21 protein-coding genes are annotated in these 20,480 nt (G+C 67.3%); 10 read left to right on the forward strand and 11 right to left on the reverse strand.

Going from position 1 to position 20,480, the window contains the following annotated elements:
- Positions 1-80 precede the first annotated feature (80 nt).
- The 3 genes from ILT43_RS09280 to ILT43_RS09290 are packed head-to-tail and all read right to left on the reverse strand — an operon-like array spanning position 81 to position 1,634.
- Positions 81-431 carry a type II toxin-antitoxin system RelE/ParE family toxin gene (locus ILT43_RS09280; RefSeq protein ID WP_204198673.1) on the reverse strand — a complete coding sequence of 117 codons (351 nt, stop codon included), beginning with the start codon at positions 429-431 and terminating at the stop codon, positions 81-83.
- Entirely contained in the window at positions 428-703 is a 276-nt protein-coding gene (locus tag ILT43_RS09285) for a type II toxin-antitoxin system Phd/YefM family antitoxin (protein ID WP_055842979.1), read from the reverse strand. Before ILT43_RS09285 ends, ILT43_RS09280 begins: the two co-directional genes overlap by 4 nt.
- A 37-nt stretch (positions 704-740) precedes the next feature.
- Positions 741-1,634: an alpha/beta hydrolase family protein gene (locus ILT43_RS09290; RefSeq protein WP_204198674.1), complete on the reverse strand. Its 894-nt coding sequence runs from the start codon at positions 1,632-1,634 to the stop codon at positions 741-743.
- A 239-nt stretch (positions 1,635-1,873) separates the two neighbouring features.
- Here ILT43_RS09290 and parC point away from each other — a divergent pair, with 239 nt between their 5' ends.
- Both parC and ILT43_RS09300 read left to right on the forward strand, forming a co-directional pair.
- Positions 1,874-4,117, forward strand: coding sequence for a DNA topoisomerase IV subunit A (parC, locus tag ILT43_RS09295; RefSeq protein WP_204198675.1), 2,244 nt, complete (start codon positions 1,874-1,876; stop codon positions 4,115-4,117).
- Between the two features lie 100 nt (positions 4,118-4,217).
- Positions 4,218-5,897 carry a putative bifunctional diguanylate cyclase/phosphodiesterase gene (locus ILT43_RS09300; RefSeq protein WP_204198676.1) on the forward strand — a complete coding sequence of 560 codons (1,680 nt, stop codon included), beginning with the start codon at positions 4,218-4,220 and terminating at the stop codon, positions 5,895-5,897.
- An 83-nt stretch (positions 5,898-5,980) separates the two neighbouring features.
- Here the strand turns inward: ILT43_RS09300 and ILT43_RS09305 are convergent, their stop codons facing one another.
- From ILT43_RS09305 to ILT43_RS09320, 4 genes are read right to left on the reverse strand one after another with little or no spacing between them, the layout of a single operon-like run.
- Positions 5,981-7,168 (reverse strand): tRNA nucleotidyltransferase/poly(A) polymerase-related protein, encoded by a 1,188-nt coding sequence (locus ILT43_RS09305; protein ID WP_204198677.1) that lies wholly within the window; start codon positions 7,166-7,168, stop codon positions 5,981-5,983.
- Positions 7,165-7,749, reverse strand: coding sequence for a CoA pyrophosphatase (locus ILT43_RS09310; protein WP_204198678.1), 585 nt, complete (start codon positions 7,747-7,749; stop codon positions 7,165-7,167). Before ILT43_RS09310 ends, ILT43_RS09305 begins: the two co-directional genes overlap by 4 nt.
- On the reverse strand, positions 7,746-8,342 hold the full coding sequence (locus ILT43_RS09315; protein WP_211534419.1) for a DUF1285 domain-containing protein: 597 nt from the start codon (positions 8,340-8,342) through the stop codon (positions 7,746-7,748). Before ILT43_RS09315 ends, ILT43_RS09310 begins: the two co-directional genes overlap by 4 nt.
- 39 nt (positions 8,343-8,381) lie before the next feature.
- Complete coding sequence (locus tag ILT43_RS09320) at positions 8,382-8,918, reverse strand: GNAT family N-acetyltransferase (RefSeq protein ID WP_343283965.1); 537 nt, start codon at positions 8,916-8,918, stop codon at positions 8,382-8,384.
- A 125-nt stretch (positions 8,919-9,043) separates the two neighbouring features.
- Here ILT43_RS09320 and ILT43_RS09325 point away from each other — a divergent pair, with 125 nt between their 5' ends.
- The gene (locus ILT43_RS09325) at positions 9,044-9,415 is read left to right on the forward strand and encodes a dihydroneopterin aldolase (protein ID WP_204198680.1); all 372 of its coding nucleotides are present in this window, start codon (positions 9,044-9,046) and stop codon (positions 9,413-9,415) included.
- Here ILT43_RS09325 and ILT43_RS09330 read toward each other — a convergent pair.
- Positions 9,390-10,313, reverse strand: a complete 924-nt coding sequence (locus tag ILT43_RS09330) for a hypothetical protein (protein ID WP_204198681.1) — start codon at positions 10,311-10,313, stop codon at positions 9,390-9,392. The two genes, ILT43_RS09325 and ILT43_RS09330, sit on opposite strands and share 26 nt — an antisense overlap.
- A 219-nt stretch (positions 10,314-10,532) precedes the next feature.
- On the opposite strand from ILT43_RS09330, the gene ILT43_RS09335 reads away from it, so the two are divergent.
- The 4 genes from ILT43_RS09335 to ILT43_RS09350 all read left to right on the forward strand — a co-directional run bounded on the left by ILT43_RS09335 (position 10,533) and on the right by ILT43_RS09350 (position 13,097).
- Positions 10,533-11,213 (forward strand): energy transducer TonB, encoded by a 681-nt coding sequence (locus ILT43_RS09335; protein WP_204198682.1) that lies wholly within the window; start codon positions 10,533-10,535, stop codon positions 11,211-11,213.
- A gap of 56 nt (positions 11,214-11,269) precedes the next feature.
- Positions 11,270-12,067 carry a MotA/TolQ/ExbB proton channel family protein gene (locus ILT43_RS09340; RefSeq protein WP_204198683.1) on the forward strand — a complete coding sequence of 266 codons (798 nt, stop codon included), beginning with the start codon at positions 11,270-11,272 and terminating at the stop codon, positions 12,065-12,067.
- A gap of 103 nt (positions 12,068-12,170) precedes the next feature.
- Complete coding sequence (locus tag ILT43_RS09345; protein WP_239474249.1) at positions 12,171-12,647, forward strand: ExbD/TolR family protein; 477 nt, start codon at positions 12,171-12,173, stop codon at positions 12,645-12,647.
- A gap of 24 nt (positions 12,648-12,671) precedes the next feature.
- Positions 12,672-13,097, forward strand: coding sequence for an ExbD/TolR family protein (locus tag ILT43_RS09350; RefSeq protein WP_204198684.1), 426 nt, complete (start codon positions 12,672-12,674; stop codon positions 13,095-13,097).
- Positions 13,098-13,436: 339 nt separating this feature from the next.
- Here the strand turns inward: ILT43_RS09350 and ILT43_RS09355 are convergent, their stop codons facing one another.
- Positions 13,437-13,742, reverse strand: a complete 306-nt coding sequence (locus tag ILT43_RS09355; RefSeq protein WP_204198685.1) for a hypothetical protein — start codon at positions 13,740-13,742, stop codon at positions 13,437-13,439.
- Positions 13,743-14,891: 1,149 nt separating this feature from the next.
- On the opposite strand from ILT43_RS09355, the gene ILT43_RS09360 reads away from it, so the two are divergent.
- Both ILT43_RS09360 and ILT43_RS09365 read left to right on the forward strand, forming a co-directional pair.
- On the forward strand, positions 14,892-15,236 hold the full coding sequence (locus ILT43_RS09360; RefSeq protein ID WP_204198686.1) for a tetratricopeptide repeat protein: 345 nt from the start codon (positions 14,892-14,894) through the stop codon (positions 15,234-15,236).
- Positions 15,237-15,754: 518 nt separating this feature from the next.
- Positions 15,755-16,042 (forward strand): hypothetical protein, encoded by a 288-nt coding sequence (locus tag ILT43_RS09365; RefSeq protein WP_204198687.1) that lies wholly within the window; start codon positions 15,755-15,757, stop codon positions 16,040-16,042.
- Between the two features lie 163 nt (positions 16,043-16,205).
- On the opposite strand, the gene ILT43_RS09370 is transcribed toward ILT43_RS09365, so the two are convergent.
- On the reverse strand, positions 16,206-17,033 hold the full coding sequence (locus ILT43_RS09370; RefSeq protein WP_204198688.1) for an alpha/beta fold hydrolase: 828 nt from the start codon (positions 17,031-17,033) through the stop codon (positions 16,206-16,208).
- Positions 17,034-17,152: 119 nt separating this feature from the next.
- On the opposite strand from ILT43_RS09370, the gene ILT43_RS09375 reads away from it, so the two are divergent.
- On the forward strand, positions 17,153-18,910 hold the full coding sequence (locus tag ILT43_RS09375; protein WP_204198689.1) for a DUF885 domain-containing protein: 1,758 nt from the start codon (positions 17,153-17,155) through the stop codon (positions 18,908-18,910).
- A gap of 17 nt (positions 18,911-18,927) precedes the next feature.
- Here ILT43_RS09375 and ILT43_RS09380 read toward each other — a convergent pair whose 3' ends face one another.
- Positions 18,928-20,322 carry an MFS transporter gene (locus ILT43_RS09380; RefSeq protein ID WP_204198690.1) on the reverse strand — a complete coding sequence of 465 codons (1,395 nt, stop codon included), beginning with the start codon at positions 20,320-20,322 and terminating at the stop codon, positions 18,928-18,930.
- Positions 20,323-20,480: the final 158 nt, after the last annotated feature.

The following is a 20,480-nucleotide window of genomic DNA, read 5'->3' on the forward strand; positions in this document are numbered from 1 at the left end:
CCCCGGACCCCGCGAGTGCGGTCGCGGGCCGGGGCAGGTAAGGATGGCGCGCCTATACGGGACGGGCGGGCAGGGCGCAATCAAATCGGGCGATCCCGGTTGAGAAGGCGATCGTCGAGCAGGGCCTGCATATCGCGGCGGCCGTCGGCGAGCAGAACGATCGTCACAGTCGCATCGGCTACGCGGTACAGGATGCGATAGGGTGGGAAGACGATCTGGCGGTATTGCCGGCGACCGACGACCTCCAGTTCCCGTGGAACAGATCCCCGAAAGGGGAAGGTCGCCAAAGCTTCTACCCGGGCGATCACTTCGGTGACGAAGGCGCCGGCCGCTTCGGCCGAACGATGATGGGCGAGGTAATCGGCGATCGCGTTCAGGTCCGTGGCTGCATCGAAATCGAACTCGACCTCGAAGTCGATCGGCTCGGTCACTCCGCAACGTATTTCTGGCGCAGTTCCTCCAGCACTTCGCGGGCAGGGCGGGTCCGGCCCTCCTCGATGTTGCGCTCTGCCAACGCAATGATCTTCAGCATGGCCAGTGTCTCTTGGGTCCGCTCGTACTCGCGAACGTCCTGCAGTACCGCTTTTGCCTCACCGTTCTGGGTAATGACGATGGGTGCGCCCCCGTCATTGAGTTCGGCGATAATCTCGGCGGCGTTCGCCTTGACGTAGCTGATAGGCTTGATCTGGGTCGAGAAGCGCATGATCGACTCCACTGACTGAATATGGTCGATATATAGTCTAGCGCGTCACGGGAGCAAGCGCGCTGAGGATCAGTCTGCGCGTTTGCGCCCATGCCGCCGTTTCGGGCGCGATCAGTTCGACGTGACCTGTCTTCGCCACGGTGTGGAGCGCGGCCATATCGCCCTTGGCCTTTGCAGCCGCGATGTAATCGGTGGCCATGCGGAAGGGGATGATGCGGTCCTCGCGGCCGTTGACGAGGTCCTGCGGGATGCCGAGCGGCAGGAGGCGGGGGACGGAGGTGTCGGCGTACGGGTCAGTGCGGGTGCCGACGAGCTTCGCGACGACCTCCGTACCGCAGCCGTTATCGGGGCTGTTAGCGGTGGCTTCGAGATCGGGGAGGCCACCGAGGCTGATGACGTGCGGGATCGGCAGCGGCTTGGCGGTGTAGAGCGGACTGGTCTTCGGCAGGCGGGCGCGGGCGGCGAGCCACAGCGCCAGATGCCCGCCGGCGGAGTGGCCGACAGCGACGAGGCGGCGCGGGTCGAGGTGGAAGCGGCGGGCGTTGGCGGTCATCGCGTCGGCGGCGGCGGCGACGTCCGCGAAGGTGCCGGGATAGCCGCCGCCGGCGCGATCGACGCCGCGATAGTCGATGTTCCAGACGGCGACGCCGTGCCTGCGCAGGTCGTCGGCGATCCAGTTCATCAGGCTGCGATCGGCGATCTCCGTCTGCCAGCAGCCGCCGTGGACCATCAGCACGACGGGATGCGGACCGCGACCGGCGGGCAGCCAGACATCGACCTTCTGCATATGGTCGGGGCCGTAATCGACGGTGGCGTCGGGCCGAGGCTTCGTGCGCTTGGTCAGGTCGGGCCAGGTCAGGAGGCGGTCTGCGGACATGGCCGGAGTCATGCCGAGCGGTGCGACAAGAGCAAGCGCCAGCAGCGTCAGCACGGTTCGAAGTGGAGGAAGTGGAGGCGTTCCAGCGTGTCCTCCACTTCGTCGAAATGCGTGCCGAAGTGGAGGAAGTGGAGGCGCTGATAACCTCGCGGTCGGCGAAGGACCGGACGCGATGTTACCGAAGGGATTCGTGGGAGGGGGAGTTGCCGTCATAGGTTGCATCCTGCCATCTTAACGTGGCGTAGGACAGCCGGGATGACAAAACGGGAACGCGGGTGCTATCCCGTCGGGCGATGGCTGAATTGACCGACAAGGATGCGCCGATCGGCGTGCTGGATGCGCCGTTCGACAGTGCGTTGTCGGAGCGGTATCTGGTCTATGCGATGTCGACGATCACGGCGCGGTCGCTGCCGGATGTGCGCGACGGGCTGAAGCCGGTACATCGTCGGTTGCTGTGGGCGATGCGGCTGCTGAAGCTGGATCCCAGCCAGGGTTACAAGAAGTGCGCACGCGTCGTCGGCGACGTGATCGGCAAATATCATCCGCATGGCGACCAGTCGGTGTACGACGCGATGGTCCGCCTCGCGCAGACATTCTCGCTGCGGTATCCGCTGGTCGACGGGCAGGGGAATTTCGGCAATATCGACGGCGATAACGCTGCGGCGTACCGGTACACCGAGGCGCGGCTGACGCAGGTCGCGATCGACCTGATGGACGGGCTAGACGAGGACGGTGCGAACCTGCGCCCCACCTACAACGGTGAGGAGCAGGAGCCGGAGCTGTTCCCCGGCCTGTTCCCGAACCTGCTGGCGAACGGCGCGGCAGGTATCGCCGTCGGCATGGCGACCAGCATTCCGCCGCACAACGCCGCCGAATTGCTGGACGCGGCGATTGCGCTCGTCGACGATCGCGCCGCCGACGTTCTGCAATTTGTGAAGGGGCCCGATTTTCCGACCGGCGGGCTGGTCGTCGATCCGGCGGCGGTGATCGCCGAGAGCTATCGCACCGGCCGCGGCAGTTTCCGCGTGCGGGCACGCTGGACGGTCGAGCGCGAAAAGGGCGGCGGCTGGCAGGCGGTGGTCAGCGAGATTCCGTTTGGGGTGCAGAAGGGCAAGTTGATCGAGCAGATCGCGAGCCTGATCAACGACAAGAAGCTCCCGATCCTGGCGGATGTCCGCGACGAGTCGGATGCCGAGGTTCGGATCGTGCTGGAGCCGCGCAGTCGTACGGTCGATGCCGGCGTGCTGATGGACGGGCTGTTCCGGCTGACCGACCTGGAAGTGCGGGTGCCGCTGAACCTGAACGTCCTCGACAAGGACCGGACACCGCGGGTGATGAGTCTGGCGGAGGCGCTGGGCGCGTGGGTCGATCACCAGTTCGTGGTGCTGGAGCGGCGGACGCGGCATCGGCTGGACAAGATCGCCGACCGGATCGAGCTGCTCGACGGGTATCTGATCGCGTATCTGAACCTGGACCGCGTGATCGAGATCATCCGCACCGAGGACGAGCCCAAGCAGGTGATGATCGCCGAGTTCGGCCTGACCGACCGTCAGGCGGAGGCGATCCTGAACATGCGGCTGCGCAGTCTGCGGCGGCTGGAGGAGTTCGAGATCCGGAAGGAGCGGGACTCGCTCGACAAGGAACGTGCGGGACTGGCGGCGCTGCTCGAGTCGCCCACGAAGCAGAAGACGCGTATGAAGCGCGACCTGACCAAGGTGCGCGACCGGTACGGGGCGGAGACGCTGCTGGGGGCGCGGCGGACGACGATCGAGGAAGCGGCTCCGGCGCGGGAGATTCCGCTGGAGGCGATGATCGAACGCGAGCCGATCACCGTCATCCTGTCCCGGCGCGGCTGGATACGCGCGCTGCGCGGGCACAACGACCTGTCCGCGCCGGATACGATGAAGTTCAAGGAGGGCGACGGTCCTGCCTTCGCCTTTCATGCGCAGACCACCGACAAGCTGTTGATGGCGGCGGAGAACGGGCGGTTCTACACGCTGGCGGCGGACAAGCTGCCGGGCGGTCGCGGATTCGGCGAGCCGGTACGGGCGATGGTCGATCTGGACGGGAGCGTCGGCGTCATCGCACTCGTCAAAGCGAGCGGGCAGGACCGGCTGCTGCTCGCGGCGAGCGACGGACGCGGCTTCATCGTGCAGGTGGCGGACACGATCGCCGAGACGCGCAAGGGCAAGACGGTGATGACGCCGCGCACGGGTGCGCTGCTGAAGGTGGTGCGGCCGGTCGGCAAGGACGATGATTACGTCGCTGCGATCGGCGACAACCGCAAGATGCTGGTCTTCCCGATCGCCGAGCTGGTGGAGATGAGCCGCGGGCAGGGTCTGCAACTGCAGCGGTTCCGCGACGGTGGCCTGTCCGATGCCAAGACGTTCGTGTTCGCACAGGGGCTGAGCTGGCCGATGGGCGGCGGTACGGGTCGGATGCGGTCGGAGCCGGACCTGTCCGCATGGCGGGCGGCACGCGGTGCGGCGGGACGGATGCCGCCGACCGGTTTCCCCCGCGACAACCGTTTCGGCTGACCTGTCCGATGTTCGTTCGATGTAACGTATGTTACGCGGATGAAAGCGACTTTCGGTAAGGCTTCAGTGGGTCTTAACCAGTCGGGGCTAGAGCCGGGGCATGGCCATAGCCCAGACCGAGCCCCCGCTGCCGCCACCGTTTACGGTGCAGGGTGTCGCGCGTGCGCTCGACCTGATGCCGATCCCGGCAGCGCATGTGATCCGCGAAGGCAGCGGGTTCCAGTTCGTCGCGGTCAATCGCGCCTATCGTGCGGCAGGGCTGGGGATCGTCGCCGAACGGTCGCCGCTGCTGGTGAGCATCGCGTCGCGGATGGAGACGTTTCTCGGTTCCGACGATCTTCACATGGCATTCGACTGGACGATCGGCAGCGCCGTCGACTGCCGCTATTTTCGGGTGACGCTCGCGCGGTCCGATGTGCGGCTGACGGGTCGGTGCACGATCACGCTGATCGACCAGACGTCGCAGCATCATACCGAACGCAGCCTACGGCGGGAGATGACGACCGACAGCCTGACCGGCCTGCCGAATCGCGAAGGCTTTGCCGACCTGATCGAGGCGGCCGAGAGCGATCGCGGCCACCGCGCGGTGATGGTCATCGACGTGGCGCGCTTCGGGCGGGTCAATGCGTGTCTGGGCAGCCTGTCGGGCGACGAATTGCTCATCACCGTGGCGCGGCGGGTCAAGGGTGCGCTGAGGGCGCGCGACACGCTCGCGCGGATCGGCGGTGACGAGTTCGGCGTGCTGATGACGATCGACGAGCGGCACGACGAGGCGCACGAACTGGCGAATCGCATCCGGGGCGCGCTGGCGACGCCGTTCCGGCTGACCGATTTCGAGATCAGCGTCGATTGCTCGATCGGCATCGCGTATGGCTCCGAGCCGGGCAGCATCGACGATCTCGTCCGCCATGCGCAATTCGCGACGAAGCGCGCCAAGGCGACGGGCCGCGTTGAGACGTACCAGACGCAGGCCTTTACGATCGCGCGCGAGCAGTTCGGGATGGAAACGGCGTTGCGCCGGGCGATCGAACAGCGCCGGCTTCGCCTGACCTACCAGCCGATCTGCGACCTGGCGACGGGCGAGACGATCGCGTTCGAGGCGCTGGCGCGGTGGCGCGAGGGTGATGAGGAACTGGCGCCGGCCGAGTTCATCCCGGTGGCGGAAGAGTCAGGGCTGATCGTGCCGCTCGGCCGATGGGCGATCGACGAGGCGGCGCGGACGCTGGCGTCATGGGACGGCGCGATGGGCGGCGATTGTGGCGTGAAGCTGGCGGTGAACCTGTCGGCGATCCAGTTGCAACGCGATGCCATCGCTCCCGTCGTGCGGCGCGCACTCGACCGGTCCGGGCTGAGCGGCGATCGCTTCACGCTGGAGCTGACGGAAAGCGCGATCGTCACCGATCCCGACCGGATCGCGGGCACGATGCATGCGCTGAAGGCGCTGGGCACGACGCTGGCAATGGACGACTTCGGGACGGGGTATTCGAACCTCGCCTACCTCCAGAAGCTGCCGATCGACGTGCTGAAGATCGACCGCAGCTTCGTGACGGGCATGCTGGCCGATCGCGACAAGATCGCGATCGTGCGCGCGATCCTGAGCCTGGCGCAGGCGCTGGGGATGAAGACGACGGCGGAGGGGATCGAGACGAGCGAATTGTCTCAGACGCTGGCGGCGCTGGGCTGCACCTACGGGCAGGGCTATTTCTATGCCCGTCCGCTGGAGGCGGATGTCGCGCTGGCGATGCTGATGGAGCGGCCGCAGGCGCAGGCGGCGGAGTAGGGCTGCCGGTCCGTCATCCCGGCGAATGCTGGGATGACGGGTGGGGTGGATTGGGTTGGCGTGGCCCGTATTTCGGAGCCGGATCAGCCCCTACCTGCCAGCGTTTCCGCCACGACGGCGTCGGCGATCGTCTCTACGCGGGAGGCGTCGGGGAATCCTTCTTCGATCCATTGCGACTCGATCGTGCGCAGCGCGGTCGCGACCTGGGGGCCTTTGGCGAGGCCGCGGGTGACGAGGGCGCCGCCGGTGATCGGCAGGCGCGGGACGGGCCAGCCCTCGATCGCGCGGATGTCGTTGCCGGCCAGCAGCAGGCGATCGATCGCGACCGTCATGCCGCAGCGATAGGCAAGCGCGTTCGGTCCCTCGCTACCCGGCCCCGCCGTTGCGGCGTTGAGGCGTTTGCGGTCGGTGTTGGACAGTTTCAGTCGCGCGCCCACCGCATCCGCATGCTCGGCCGGGATCAGCGCGGCGAGGCGGCGGATCGCGTCGGGGGCGGTGCCGCTCCGGGCTTCCAGCGCGGCCAGCGCGGTCAGGCGCGCGATCCCTGCCGCGTCGATCTCCGGCAGCACCGCGCGCAGGATGCCGTGTTCGACCATCAGCGCCACGACACGCACTGCGTCGCGGGCGACGAGCAGCTTCAGCAACTCGGCCGCGATGCGTTCGCGCGACAGGGCCATCAGGTCGTTGGCGCGGGCGGCGCAGGCGGCAAGGCCGGCATCGTCGATCGCGTCGCCGAACCGCGCGTGGAAGCGGAAGAAGCGGAGGATGCGCAGGTGATCCTCGGCGATGCGGCGCAGCGGGTCGCCGATGAAGCGAACGCGGCCGGCGGCGAGATCGGTCAGCCCGTCATGATAGTCGTACACCGCGCCGGTCGCCGGATCGGCGTAGAGCGCGTTCATCGTGAAATCGCGGCGGTCCGCATCCTCCCGCCAGTCGTCGGTGAAGGCGACCAGCGCGTGGCGGCCGTCGGTGGCGACGTCGCGGCGCAACGTGGTGACTTCGATCGGCTGACCGGCCAGGATGGCGGTGACGGTACCGTGGGCGAGGCCGGTCGGGACTGCCTTGATTCCCGCCTCCTTCAGGCGGCGCAGCACCTCCGCCGGCGGGTGGGCGGTGGCGATGTCGATGTCGGCCGCGTCGATGCCGAGCAGCGTGTCACGGACGACCCCGCCGACGAAGCGCGCCTCCCCAACGCTGCCGCCGAGGATCGCGGCGAGCCGGTCCAGCCCCTCGCGGCGACGCCAAGGCGCATCGGGCAGGATAGTGCTCACAGGCCGGCCAGACGACGCGAGAGGTTGACGATCATGCCCGCGGTGGCGCCCCAGATGCGGCGATCGTTCCACAGGATCTCGACATAATGGCGCTCCGCCCCCTGCCACATCGCCGTGCGCGCGGCGTGGTTGGCGATGTCGAGCAGGAAGCTCAACGGCACCTCGAACACGCTGGCGACCTCCGCCTCGGCGGCCACGAGCGGCAGGTCGGGCGGGACGACGGCGATCACCGGCACGATCTCGAACGCGGTGCCGGTGCGATACGGCTCCAGTGTGGCGATGACGTGGGGCACGGTGCGGGGGAGGGCGACTTCCTCCTCCGCCTCGCGCAGGGCGGCGGTGATGGCGTCCTCGCCGGGGTCGAGGCGGCCGCCGGGAAACGCGACCTGGCCGGGATGCTTGCGCAGCGTCTCCGTGCGCTGGGTCAGGATCACCCCGGGTTCTGGGCGGTCGGTGACCGCGATCAGCACCGCCGCCGCAGTCATGTCGCCGCGGGTCAGCAGCTCGTCATCGTCGCCGGCCAGCATCGTGCCGCCCGCGGACGCATCCAGGGCGGCGCGCAGCCGGTGCGCCAGCGTCATGCCGCGGCGGGCGCGAAGGGGAAGAACGCGCCGTCGCTCCAGATGCCGGGTGCCGCGTCGCCGCTGGCGATCGCCCGCTCCGCGAGATCGTAATAGACGGAGCGGGCGACCAGCGCCTCCAGCCCCGCACCGATCGTGCCGCGAACATGGAGATAAGGGTGAGGGGCGTCGTGACCGTCGGGACCGCCGGCGGGAGCGAATCGCAGCGGATGATCGCGCCCAGCGGTCACGAGGTCGCCGGTATTGAGCCGGAAGGCGAGCCGCGACTCGGGGCCGTCGCCCTCCGCTTTCATCTCCACGGCGACGAACGGCGCATCATCGACCGCGATCGTCAGCTTTTCGACGGGGGTGACGAGGACGTAACCGCCGTCCGGCTCCCGCCGGAGGATCGTGGAGAACAGGCGTACCATAGTGGGACGGCCGATCGGCGACCCCTGATGAAACCACGTCCCGTCGGCGGCGATCCGCATCTCGCTGTCCCCGCAATGCTGCGGGTTCCACTGATCGACGGGGGGCAGGCGCTGCTCCTCGACCAGCCGGGCGATTTCCGGCAGGCTGAGTGTGGCGAGGTCGGGAAGCGGCTCCATCGGCATGGCGGGCGAGGTAGGGCGGGACGGCGGACGCGTAAAGGCTCAGGCGGCGAGACGAAGCGCCGGGCCGAGTACGCCGGCCGCATCGGGCACCGCCGGTCCGCGCGCGAGCAGGCGGCGACGCTCGACCGGACCGGGCAGTCGCCATCCTGCGGTGCGATCGGCGGTGAAATCGAAGAAGCGTCCGTAATATTCGGGGTCGCCGATCAGCATCAGCGCGGCATCCAGCCCGTGCGCGGCGGCGGCATCGAGCGCGGCCGTGGTCAGGCGGCGGCCGATGCCGTCCTGCTGACGTTCCGGGGCGACGGCGATCGGGCCGACCATGACCAGCGGATGCGCGGTGCCGTGATCGTCGACCAGCGCGACCGGCCAGCACTGGATCGAGCCCACCAGTACGCCGCCATCTACGGCCCCCTCGTCCACCGCCATGAAGCTCAGCCCAGCGACCGGCGCGACATCGCCGCGCACCTTATAGGCGGTGCGCGTGCGGCGGTCGGGACCGAATGCGCGGTCGAGCAGATGCTCGACCTCCGCAGTGCGGTCCGGGGTCAGGGGCAGGATGGCAGGCGTGGTGGTGATCGGGTCTCTCCCGGCAGGCGCCGCGCGCTGTAGCCGCACCGTGGGGGAAGGCAAGCCGCGGCGTTGATCAACGACACAGTCGGGGGCATTGCCGCTGTCCGGCCTGACGCCTAAGGCGCGGGCGCATGGAAGACCGGCTGCAACTGCATATTGACGATCTGGAAGTGATGGTCCTGACGGGCATCTATTCGGAGGAGACGCACCTGCCGCAGCCACTGCGCATCTCCATGACCGTCGACCTCGATGTCGGGGGGCGGTTCGCGCCGGACACGCCGCTGAACGCGTCGAAGAACTACATGGACCTGAAGCATGCGGCGACCACCGCGCTGCCGGAGGGGGTGCATTTCACGCTGGTCGAGGCGGTGGCGGAGCATATCTGCGAGACGCTGTTCCTGCAGGATGCGCGTGTCGCGCGCGTTCAGGTCCGGATCGTGAAGCTGGCGATCGCCGAGGCAGGCGAGTCGATCGGCATCACGCTGGTGCGGCACCGGCGCTGAGGTCGTTGGAACCGGGCGTGCTGCGAGTCCGGCCGCAGGGGCCCAGCGCTGCGATCACGACGGCGTAGTCCTCCTTCGCGGCGGTCGCGCCGGTCTGGTCGAGGTCGCCGACGCTGGCATCGGGCAGCACCGGCGGCAGTGCGCAGGCGAGGCGATACCAAAGCAACGTGTCGCGCACGGGCGGGCCGGCGGCGTCATCGACGATCTCTCCCAATGCGACCGACCACCGCGGCTGCTCGCCGGGGCGGCGCAGGATGGATAGCGACACCGGGCGCGCGTCGGCCGTTTTGAGGAACACCTGCGTCTCGCTTTCGCCGGGCAGCGCGCCGGGCACGTGGAAGGCGTTGCCGACGCCGACGATGGCGGGCGGCGCGTCGGCCGCAACGACGGCGGTTGCGATCGACCGGACGCTGGCGTCCAGACCCGGCGTCCAGGCGAGTTGCGCGTCGGGCGCAACGAGCTGGAGCTGGTCCCCGGCGGCCGCCACGGGGCGTGCGAACAGCAGGACACGGGACTTTTTCAGGCGAGGCTGGCGGCCCCGCGCATCGGGCGCGACATCCAGCAGATAGCCGATGCGTTGTGGCACGCCGGCGGCGCCGCGGACCAGGGCGCCGACATCCGCCTCGACATAGTAGCGCGTCATGCCGGGCGCGACGCCCGCCGCCTCCGCACCCTTGATGCGGGTGGTCGAGGCGATGGTCGCATCGACGATCACCGGCGCCGCGAGCACGAGGTCGGTCAGGTCGGCAAAAGCCGGCCCGACGCCGGCGGGTGCGGTGCCCGCCGGAGCGGCGCTCGTGGCCCCCTGGGGCATCTGGACCGCCGCGGCGAGCGGTAGCGGTACCGCAGCGATAAGCGCGGCGGCGAGCGGGAGAGGCGTACGGAATCGGGACATCATGGCGCTTGCCTTAACGCATTCGACATGAACCGCACATATTCCGCGCACTCCCACTCTCCCAAACGACAATATGTTGCGCTTTTATTGCGTGCGACAAAGCGTTTGCGTGCTCCGTTCAGCGACGTTAGGGTTCGTTAACTGCCCGACAGGCGGAAGGAGAGGAGGCACGCCTCCGATTCTTTGTCAGCCGTTCGAGGACCAAGGGAGCGCAGTTGCTGAATGGCCTATACCGACCAGAAGATGAGCGGGGGCAAGGTAGTCGCGATCGTGATCGTCGCGCTGATCCATGCCGCTCTCGGCTACGCCTTCGTAACCGGCCTGGCGTACCAGTACGTCAAGAAGGTTTCGAGCGATTTGAATACGTTCGACGTGGAACCGCCGCCGCCGCCGCCGCCGCCGGACGAGCCGCCGCCGCCGCCGCCAGACCAGCCGAATCTGCCGCCGCCGCCGACCACGGTCGTCGTGCCGCCGCCGATTGTCACCACGCCGGTGCCGGCCCCCGCGATCAACACGTCGATCATCATCCCGCCGTCGCAGCCGACAGCGCCACCCGCGCCGCCGGCCCCGCCGGCACCGCCTGCTCCCCCGGCCGCGCCGGTGATCAGCAAGGCGGCGGGTGCGAAGGGCAATCCTGCGGAGTGGGTGTCTACCGACGACTATCCGGCCAGCTCGCTGCGTTTGCAGGAAGAAGGCACGTCGGCGATCAAGTGGGACATCAACGCCCAGGGTCGCGTCGAGAATTGCGTCGTCACCCAGTCGAGCGGCTCGGCCGCACTCGATCGGGCGGCCTGCTCGGCGATCACCCGTCGCGGTCGCTATTCACCGGCGGTCGATCAGGCGGGCAATCCGATCCGGTCGAGCTCGTCGCGGCGCGTCGTGTGGCGGATGCCGCCGCAGTAATGCGGACCGTTTCTAAACCAAACTCATCATCGAATTAGTCAGAGGATCCAGCCACCATGATCACCACCATTCTTGCGGCCGGGGGAGCCGCAGCGGCCAAGGACGCGAACCCGTACGGTCTCGAAGCAGCTCTCCGCGAAGGCGGCCTGATTTCGCAGTCCGTGTTCTCGATCCTCGTCCTGATGTCGATCGTGTCGTTCTACATCCTGTTCTCGAAGCTGTTCGAGCAGCAGAAGATCATCAACCAGGCGAAGCGCGTCCGTCAGACTTTCTGGCAGTCGAACTCGCTGCGCGAGGGTGCGGCCAAGCTCGAGAAGAACTCGGCTTACAAGCAGCTCGTGGACGACGGTCTGGAGGCGCAAGACCAGCACGCCAAGCTGACCGATCCGGTCGAGGCGCACGACTGGCTGCACGGTTCGCTGGCCCGCTCGGAAGCGGCCGTGAACTCGAAGCTGGCCAGCGGCCTCGCCTTCCTGGCGACCGTGGGTTCGACCGCACCGTTCATCGGCCTGTTCGGTACCGTTATCGGCATCTATCGCGCGCTCATCAAGATCGGCTCGTCGGGTCAGGCATCGATCGACGCGGTCGCCGGTCCGGTCGGTGAGGCGCTCATCATGACCGCGCTCGGCCTGGTCGTCGCGGTTCCCGCGGTGCTCGCGTACAACTGGCTCCAGAGCCGCAACAAGTCGATCGCGAAGGACCTGTCGGCCTTCTCGAACGACGTGCTGGGCTTCTTGGCATCGAACGGTGCCGTGCGCCCGGTCGTCGGCACCGCGCCGAAGACCGCGCCGCTGAAGACCAACACTGCCACGACGACGGCCGGTCAGGCCGGTGGCGTCCAGTCGCGCCCGTAACCAACTGGGTCGGGGCCGCCGCTGTGGCGACCCCGACCATCACGCCGGCCCGCCCCGTGCGGGGTTCGCGGCCGGTGTACTTCAAGGATAGGATTGCCAAGACATGGCGATGAGTACCGGAGGAGGCGAAGACGACGCCCCGCTGTCGGACATCAACACGACGCCCCTCGTGGACGTCATGCTGGTGCTCCTCATCATCTTCCTGATCGCGGTGCCCGTGGTGCTGCAGACGGTGAAGCTGAAGCTGCCCGACGTTCGCTTCGACCCGACCACGACCAAACCGGAGAACGTCAACCTCTCCGTCACGTCGAACGGCGGCGAGTGCGAAGTCTACTGGAACATGTCCAAGGTCGGCCACCAGGAACTGCTGGATCTGGCGGTGGCCAAGCTGAAGACCGAGATCGACCGTCAGGGCGGTGTCAACGCGGCGGGCCTGGAACTGCCGGAAGCGCATATCCGGGGCGACGTGAATACGCCGTACCGGTGCATCGGCGGCACCATCTACACGATGCAGCAGGCCGGCTTTGCCCGCGTCGGCTTCATCTCCGAGCCGCCCCCCGGCGGCGGTTCGTCGATCTGATCCGCGCGAGCGAGGGATAAACCTATGGCAATGAGTGCAGGCCGCGAAGACGGCGAGCCGATGATGGAAATGAACACGACGCCGTTGATCGACGTCATGCTCGTGCTGCTGATCATGTTCATCATCACCATTCCGATCCAGACGCATGCGGTGAAGGTCGATCTGCCGCAGAACTCGAAGAACCAGCCGAACCCGGTCGATGCGCAGAAGAACAAGATCACGATTGACGCCGCCGGCACGGTGGCGTGGAACGGTGCTCCGGTGGACGACGTGACGCTGCGCCAGTATCTGGACCAGACCGCGGGCATGAACCCGGAGCCCGAGCTCCACTTCCAGCCCGCACCGGACGCTCGCTACGAAGCGGTCGACCGGACGCTGGCGACGGTGAAGCGGTCCGCGATCACGAAGCTCGGCTTCATCGGCAACGAACAGTATCGCAACGACTTCTGATCCCTTGCCGCGCCGGTCGCGGTGACATTAGGCTCGAGCGAGCATGAATGGGCGGTCCCTCGGGGCCGCCCTTTTTATGCGCTATGTGTCGGCGGGCGCCGGCGATCACGTGACGGCCGGACTGGACTATCGTGAACTGGGCGTCCTCCGTTGCTGGTTCGGCAAAATTACTTCGTCACCTCGGACTGCCCGACAAAGGGGGGCGCTGAACGCGTTCCACTTTCACGCCATTAGGGTCAGACGTCATCGGGCTGACCCGTGGTCTGCGTCGAGCCGGGAGTTGGAGCACTCGGGGAGAGGGAAAGCGTCGAGCGGGGGTCCGATGCGCCGCTTGATCGCTTAGTGGGAGCGCTCGGCGGCCTTGCGCATACGGTGCTGGAGCTTCGCGGGAACCGTCCCGTTGGGGTGAGGTCGGGCGATCAGGGCGGCAGGAACAGCAGCCTGGCTTCGGGTGCGGCGGATTGCCCGGCGGACAACAGGTCGCCTGCGGCGGCCGGGATTATCCATAATGACGATGTCGCCGGGCGAGAGCGTCGGCACAAGACGCTGCTCGACATAATCGCAGCAGTTTTGGCCGTTGAACGGTTGATCGAGCATGCCCCCCGGGCCGATCAGGTCGCACTGCAGCGCCGCGAGCAAGGTCATCGTTCGCCATTGCCGCGAACATTGGAGTCGATCGTGCGCCGTTTGTTGCCGGGCAATTCCGACACCAGCGTGTACCACCGCAACGGGTCACGATGGATCGATAGCGATGCTCGACGCGGTGCGAACGGGCTGTCCCGTCACTGTGTTAGTGGTCCTCGGTCCGAGGTGTAGCGAGAGCGATCCCCGGACCATGCTGGTATTTAGCCCTTCGGAGAGGACCGGTCTGCTTGGCACCCCATGTGCTCCCGCGAAGGCGGGAGCACATGGGGTGCCCGCCTTCGCGGGGATACATGATTGGTAGATGTCTCGAGGGGATAAGTACTGAACATGCACCGGGCGACCGTCGTCGGGGCGCTCGTTGTACTCTCAGCTTGAACGTTGATTCGCCCCGGGACGGGTCGAGACAGTCGGCCGCGCCATTCCGAGGCTCGTCGCTCGGGACGTTTTCCAAGGTCCCTCGGATCGCCAAGCGCCTTCCGCTCTGCCGTTGCAGGTACGTCTGTCGCTGGGGCGTCACATTCGAGTGACGGTTGTGCCAGAACGACCGCCGTACCTCGCTATGAATGTCTCTCCGATCCGGGGCGGATCGATATACGCAGGCGAGGCGGCTGTATCGCGCTGCCTCATACGCCGCGTCACACCGGACGCGATCCTGGGCTACGGTTCAGCGAGCGCTGCTCCTTGAGCAATCCACCGGTACGCTTGCCTAAGGCGTCCCTCGGCCCATGGGCGCGGTGACGGCTCGTTTGAGCTTGCGCGATCCGCCACGCTGAATGGCGATTCCATCTACCGTCATAGAGGCCATTGGCGCGTTGCTCGGCCTTGGGACAGGACTGCCGTTCAAGAGCGAGGCCGTGTTGGCCCGCGTTCGCGCAATCTGATCGGCTATACTCCGGGCGGCCGCAGCGGGTGGCCAACGCCGGATTGATACGCAGGTCTCATCTGCGCCCCCTGCTCCTCCATTGCCCCGGAGGAGCCTCGAACCTGTGACTGACCATCGGTGGCAGGAACGCTGCGACCCTCGCAAAATCGTTCCGAAGAGGCGTTTCGATCCGGGACCGACAATCGCTTGCGAGCGTTTCACGAAAGTGACATACCAATGTCACAAAACTGAAACCTCAACGATGAGGCGATGAAAGGAGACGGACCATGCGGACCATTCTTGTGGCGTGCCTGATGGCAGGAATCGCGACGCCGGCGCTTGCGGCAGATCGCACCGGCTATCGGGCCATTGCGACGGGCGACCTGAAGGGCGCCGAACAGCGACTGATTGCAGAGCGCCGTATATTTCCCGAGCGGCCCGAACTGATGCTCAACCTGGCGGTCGTCTACGGACAGACCGGCCGGCTCGACGCGGCACGCGGCCTGTACGCGGCGGTGCTCGATCGCCCTGCCGTTGCGATGGCGTTGCCGACCGGCGACTCGGTGTCTTCGCACGAGATCGCGCAGCGTGGGCTCGCGCGGCTCACACCGGCGATGATGGCGACGCGCTGAGGCTATTGCGTTTGCGGGGTGGTGGGCGATCCTCGCGCCCCCGCCAGCGTGGCTTTCTCCAGCCATGCGCCGATTGGCCGAATGCGATGATCGACAACGGCGTGTGGCGGCTCACCCTGACAGTAGACTGAGAGACCGCTCACGACCGCTCACGACCGCACTGGTCTGGGCGGCGAACGCGTCGACGAGATCGTAGCAGACAATTTCTTCCGTGCTTTCGAGCGGGCGATCCGAGCGCCGACCGCAGAGTGACGGTTGCTGCGAAAGTGATCGATCGGGCATCGTCTCGAAGCCTCTGGTGCGATCACGCGTGGGCGCTTGCATGAACGAGCGGACCCGGAATACCCGCGATTGCGTCATGGCGCGAGCCACATGCGCGTGATCTTGTCCGTTATACCCGATAGATGGCGATGCCTTCGCTCGTGCGGCCAGCGGCGCCTGTCCGCTCCCGGTCGATCACGAAGTCGCCGTTTTGCATGCGCGACAGGATCGTGGCCTTCGGGTGATATCGTTCGAGCATGAACAGGTGGCGGGCGATCAGGACCGCTCGCCCCCGACAGAGTGGGCTTTACCTCCGACCCGAGATCGAACCGCTCTACATCGTCGGCTTAGAAGAATGCGAACGCATCGACGTCGCCCGGTTGAAGGCTTTGACTTGCGACTGCGCAACCGCATCGGCCGATAGTTTGGAAACTTCAGCGGTGCGCGACGCGGGTATGGCGATGAAGGATAGCGAAAGAATCGGATGGATCACTGCCCACCACGCCACCCTCTTCTTTTCGGTTGCTACCGTTCCTGCGCGCTGAGATTATGTTGAAAATGTCAGCACTGCAAACATGGGGGGTGCGGTGCTTGGGCGTTTCCTGATCGGTCGAAGGTGCGGCAGGGCTGGCGGTTGCCGTTTGCCCTTACGGTAGATCGACGGACGTAAGGACCGGCTCCCGGCATGAGCCGGGAGCCGGTGGCCTGTCAGCGGCCGAGGAAGGTGATGAGATCCTGGCTGAGACGATCCGAGTGGGTGACGTTCAGCCCGTGCGGAGCGTCCTCATATTCCACGAGCTGGCTGCCGGGGATGCCCACCGCGGCGGCGCGGGCGGAGGTGTCGATCGGCACGGTGGCATCGCCGGTTCCGTGGACGATCAGCGTCGGCACGCGGAACGCGGCAAGATCGGGACGGAAATCGGTGTAGGCGAACGCGTCGAGGCAGGCGAGCGTCGGCTTCAGGCCTGCGAGAAGGGCCATGCCGATCGACCATTCGACGACATCGTCGCTGACGGGATGCGAGAAGGTGCCGACGCCGTAGAAGCCCGGCATGAAGGTGTGTCGCAGGAACTTCGGGCGGTCCTCCGTCAGGCCCTGACGCATCTGGGCGAAGGTGTCGTCCGGGACGCCGTGGGCATTGTCGTCGGTCTTCAGCATGTACGGCACGACCGAAGCGATCAGGCCGGCGGCGATCACGCCCTTGCCGCCATGACGGCTCATGTAGCGGGCGACCTCGCCGCCGCCCATCGAGAAGCCGACGATCGTCGCGTCCGTATCCGCGCCGGCCGCCTCCATCACGTCGGCGAGATCGTCGGCGAGCGTGTCGTAGTCGTAGCCGCTCCACGGTTGGCCCGACCGACCGAAGCCGCGACGGTCATAGGCGATCGCGCGGAAGCCGGCGTTTGCAAGTGCCATCGCCTGCGCGTCCCAGCTGTCGGCGTTGAGCGGCCAGCCGTGCGTGAGGATCACGGGCCGACCGGCGCCCCAATCCTTGACGTAGAGATCGGTGCCATCGCGCGTCTTGATATAAGGCATACTCAACTCCTGATAGGCTGTGCCCCGTAACGTGCGTTAAGGATCGGCGTTCCGCATCGCGTTTGTCCCCCGCGGCGCGCCGTGCCAGCATCGGTCCCGACGCGAATCGAGGGGGTTGCATGACGAAACGATGGACGCTGGCCGGGACGACGGCGGCGATGCTGATCGCGCTGGGTGGCGCCGCTCCTGATCCCGTTCCGCAGATCCGACGGGGCGCGCCGCCTGTGAGGATCGGCGCGGCGCAGAGCCAGTGGGCGACCTTTCGCGATGGTTACATCGAAGGGCTGTTCCGCCTCGACCCGGCGGCGGCGGTATATCAGGGGCGGCACGACTTCGACGGGCAACTGCCCGACTGGAGCGAGGCGGGGTTGCAGCGGCAGGCCGATTTCTTCCGGGCTGCGATCACCAAGGCGCGCGCGGTGCCGACGCCGGGGATGAGCGCGCAGGACCGGTTCGAGCGCGATTACCTGATCCAGACGGCGGAGGGGCGGCTGTTCTGGCTGGCCAATGCGGATTTCCCGCACAGCAACCCGGCCTGGTATGTCGGCAACGGATTGGACCCGAACGTCTATATCGCGCGCAACTATGCCGAGCCAGCGGTGCGGATGAAGGCGGCGACCCGCTTCCTGCGGGCGGTGCCGGCGGCGGCGGCGCAGATCCGGGCGAACCTGAAGACGCCGATGCCGGCCAGCTTCGTCGCTTACGGGCAGGCGGGCTTCGACGGGTTTGCAGACTATTATAGCGGCGACCTGATCGCGGCGTTTGCGGGCGTGAAGGATGCGGGTGCGCAAAGCGACCTGAAGGATGCGGCGCGAGCGGCGAGCGGAGCGATGCGCGATCTGGGTCGTTGGATGAAGGAGCTGAAGGCGCGCGCGCCGGCGGACGGTTATGCGCTGGGAGCGGCGCGGTTCACGCGCATGGTCAACGCGACGGAGGGCGTCGACACCTCGCTCGATGCGCTGGAGGCGGCCGGGCGTGCGGACCTCGCGCGCAACCGGGCGGCGCTGGAAGCGGCGTGCAAGCTGTATGCGGCGGGCGCGACGATCCCGGCCTGTGTCGCGAAGATGAATGCCGTGAAGCCTGTGGACGGGCCGGTCGCGGAGGCGCGACGGCAGATTCCGACGCTGCGCGCGTTCGTGGTCGCCAAGGACCTCGTCAGCATTCCGGGCACGGAGCAGGCGCTGGTCGAGGAGAGTCCGCCGTATAACCGGCAGAACCTCGCCTATATCGATCCGCCGGGGCCGTTCGATACCGGCCTGCCATCGGTCTATTACATCTCGCCGCCCGATCCGGCGTGGGATCAGGCGACGCGTGACGCGTTCGTGCCGGGCAAGGATAGCTTGCTGTTCACGTCGATCCACGAGGTGATGCCGGGGCATTTCGTGCAGTTCCTGCATGCGAACCGGTCGCCCTCGCTCTTCGGGCGGCTGTTCGTCGGCTATGCGTTCGCGGAGGGCTGGGCGCATTATGCGGAGGAGATGATGTGGGAGGCGGGCTATGGCGCGGGTGATCCCGCCGTGCACATCGGCCAGCTTTCCAACGCGTTGCTGCGCGACTGCCGGTATCTGTCGGCGATCGGGCTGCATGCGCGGGGGATGACGCAGGACCAGTCGCGACGGATGTTCGTCGAACAATGCTATCAGGACGAGGGCATGGCGCGGCAGCAATCGGCGCGAGGCACCTATGATCCTGCCTATCTGAACTACACGATGGGCAAGCTGCTGATCCGGCGGCTGCGCACCGACTGGACCGCGAAGCATGGCGGGCGGAAAGCCTGGAAGACGTTCCACGACCGGCTGTTGAGCTATGGTGGGCCGCCGATCCCGCTGCTGCGACGCGAGATGATGGGGGAGGCGACGGCCCGGGCGGTGTTCTGAGGGGGCGGCGGCGCGGCTTAGCTGACCTGCGCGCCGGGTTGGGCGTCGGCGGCTTCATCGCGCGGCGGGTTGCGGATGGCCGGGTTGAGGCGGGCGAGACTGCACACGCCCGCCACCGCGGCGAGGCCGGCGGCGATGAGTGCGGGACCGCCGCCCGAGCCGAGGCCGATCGCGAGCAGCGCCGCGACCAGCGTCGCGCCGGTCGTCTGCCCGACCATGCGCGTGGTGGAGATCAGGCCGCCCGCCGCCGCCGCGCGATCACGCGGGGCGCTGCCGATGATCAGGCGGGCGTTGGGCGAGAGGAACATGCCGAACCCCGCGCCGGTCAGCGACATGCGCCACGCGATCGCCCAGTAGCTCGGGTCGGCGGGAAGGTAGGACAGGGTCAACAGGCCGACGATCGCCAGCGCCATGCCGATGCCACCGAGCAGGCCAGCGGGATAGCGATCCGACAGCCATCCGGCCAGCGGTGCGACGATCATCGTCGTCAGCGGCCACGGTGCGATCACCGCCCCGACCTCCGACGGCGCGAAGCCATAGCCATGTTGCAGGCGGAACGGCAGCGACAGCAGCAGCGTCATCGTCGCGACGAAGGCGGTGAAAGCGCCCATCGTCGAAAGCGCCAGCACCGGCCGGCGGAGCAGGTCGACGGGCAGGATCGGGGCGACCTCACGGCGCTGGCGACGGATGAACAGGATCCCGACGATCACCCCGACGATCACGATCGCGGCCGAGACCACCGGGCTGTCACCGTGAACCGCGGTCTCCAGACCGCCGATGACAAGCCCGAACATCGCCGCGCACATGACGGCGCCGAGGACATCGAACGGTTCGTCGCGCGGAACCGGATCCGGCAGCGCGCGACCGAGGATCAGGCTGATGATCGCGAAGGGTACGGCGCTGGCGAACACCCACGGCCACGGCGCGACCGCGAGGACGAGGCCGCCCAGCGTCGGTGCGAAGGCGGCGGAACTGGAGACGACGACGGAGTTGATGCCGAGCCCGCGGCCGAGTTGCTTCGTGGGGTAGATCGATCGCAGCAGCGCCGACGACACGCTGAGCGCCGCCGCCGCTCCGAGTGCCTGCGCGGCGCGGACGATGAGCAGGAAGGGCAGGCTTTTGGCGAAGAAGCACAGGATGGTGGCGACGGTGAAGACCGCCTGACCGGCCTGATACAGCTTCTTGAGCCCGATCCGGTCGCCGAGGCCGGAAAAGGGCAGCAGCGTCATGACGAGGACGAGCTGGTAGACGGTAACGACAGCTACCGCAGCGGAGGCGTCGACGCCCAGATCGCGGGCGATCGTCGGCAGCGCGACAGTGGCGATCGCGCCGTCGACGACGACGAGCGCGGTGCCTGCCGAGACGGCGGCTATGGCGAGGAAGCGGCGGGGTTTGGGCAGGCCATCGGTCATGGCGGGGGTAACGTTTCGGAGGTGGGTTGTTGCCGCGGAGTTTGAGGTGGATGCGCGCGGTTGCCGGCCCATCTTACACGATCAGGTTGAAGCACGGCTGCATCGCGTGGCCTCCGACTTGCTCAGGCCGAACGGAGGAGAGTGGGAGATGCGAGCAT

This window comes from Sphingomonas longa (assembly GCF_016892685.1).
Classification (GTDB): Bacteria; Pseudomonadota; Alphaproteobacteria; order Sphingomonadales; family Sphingomonadaceae; genus Sphingomonas; species Sphingomonas longa.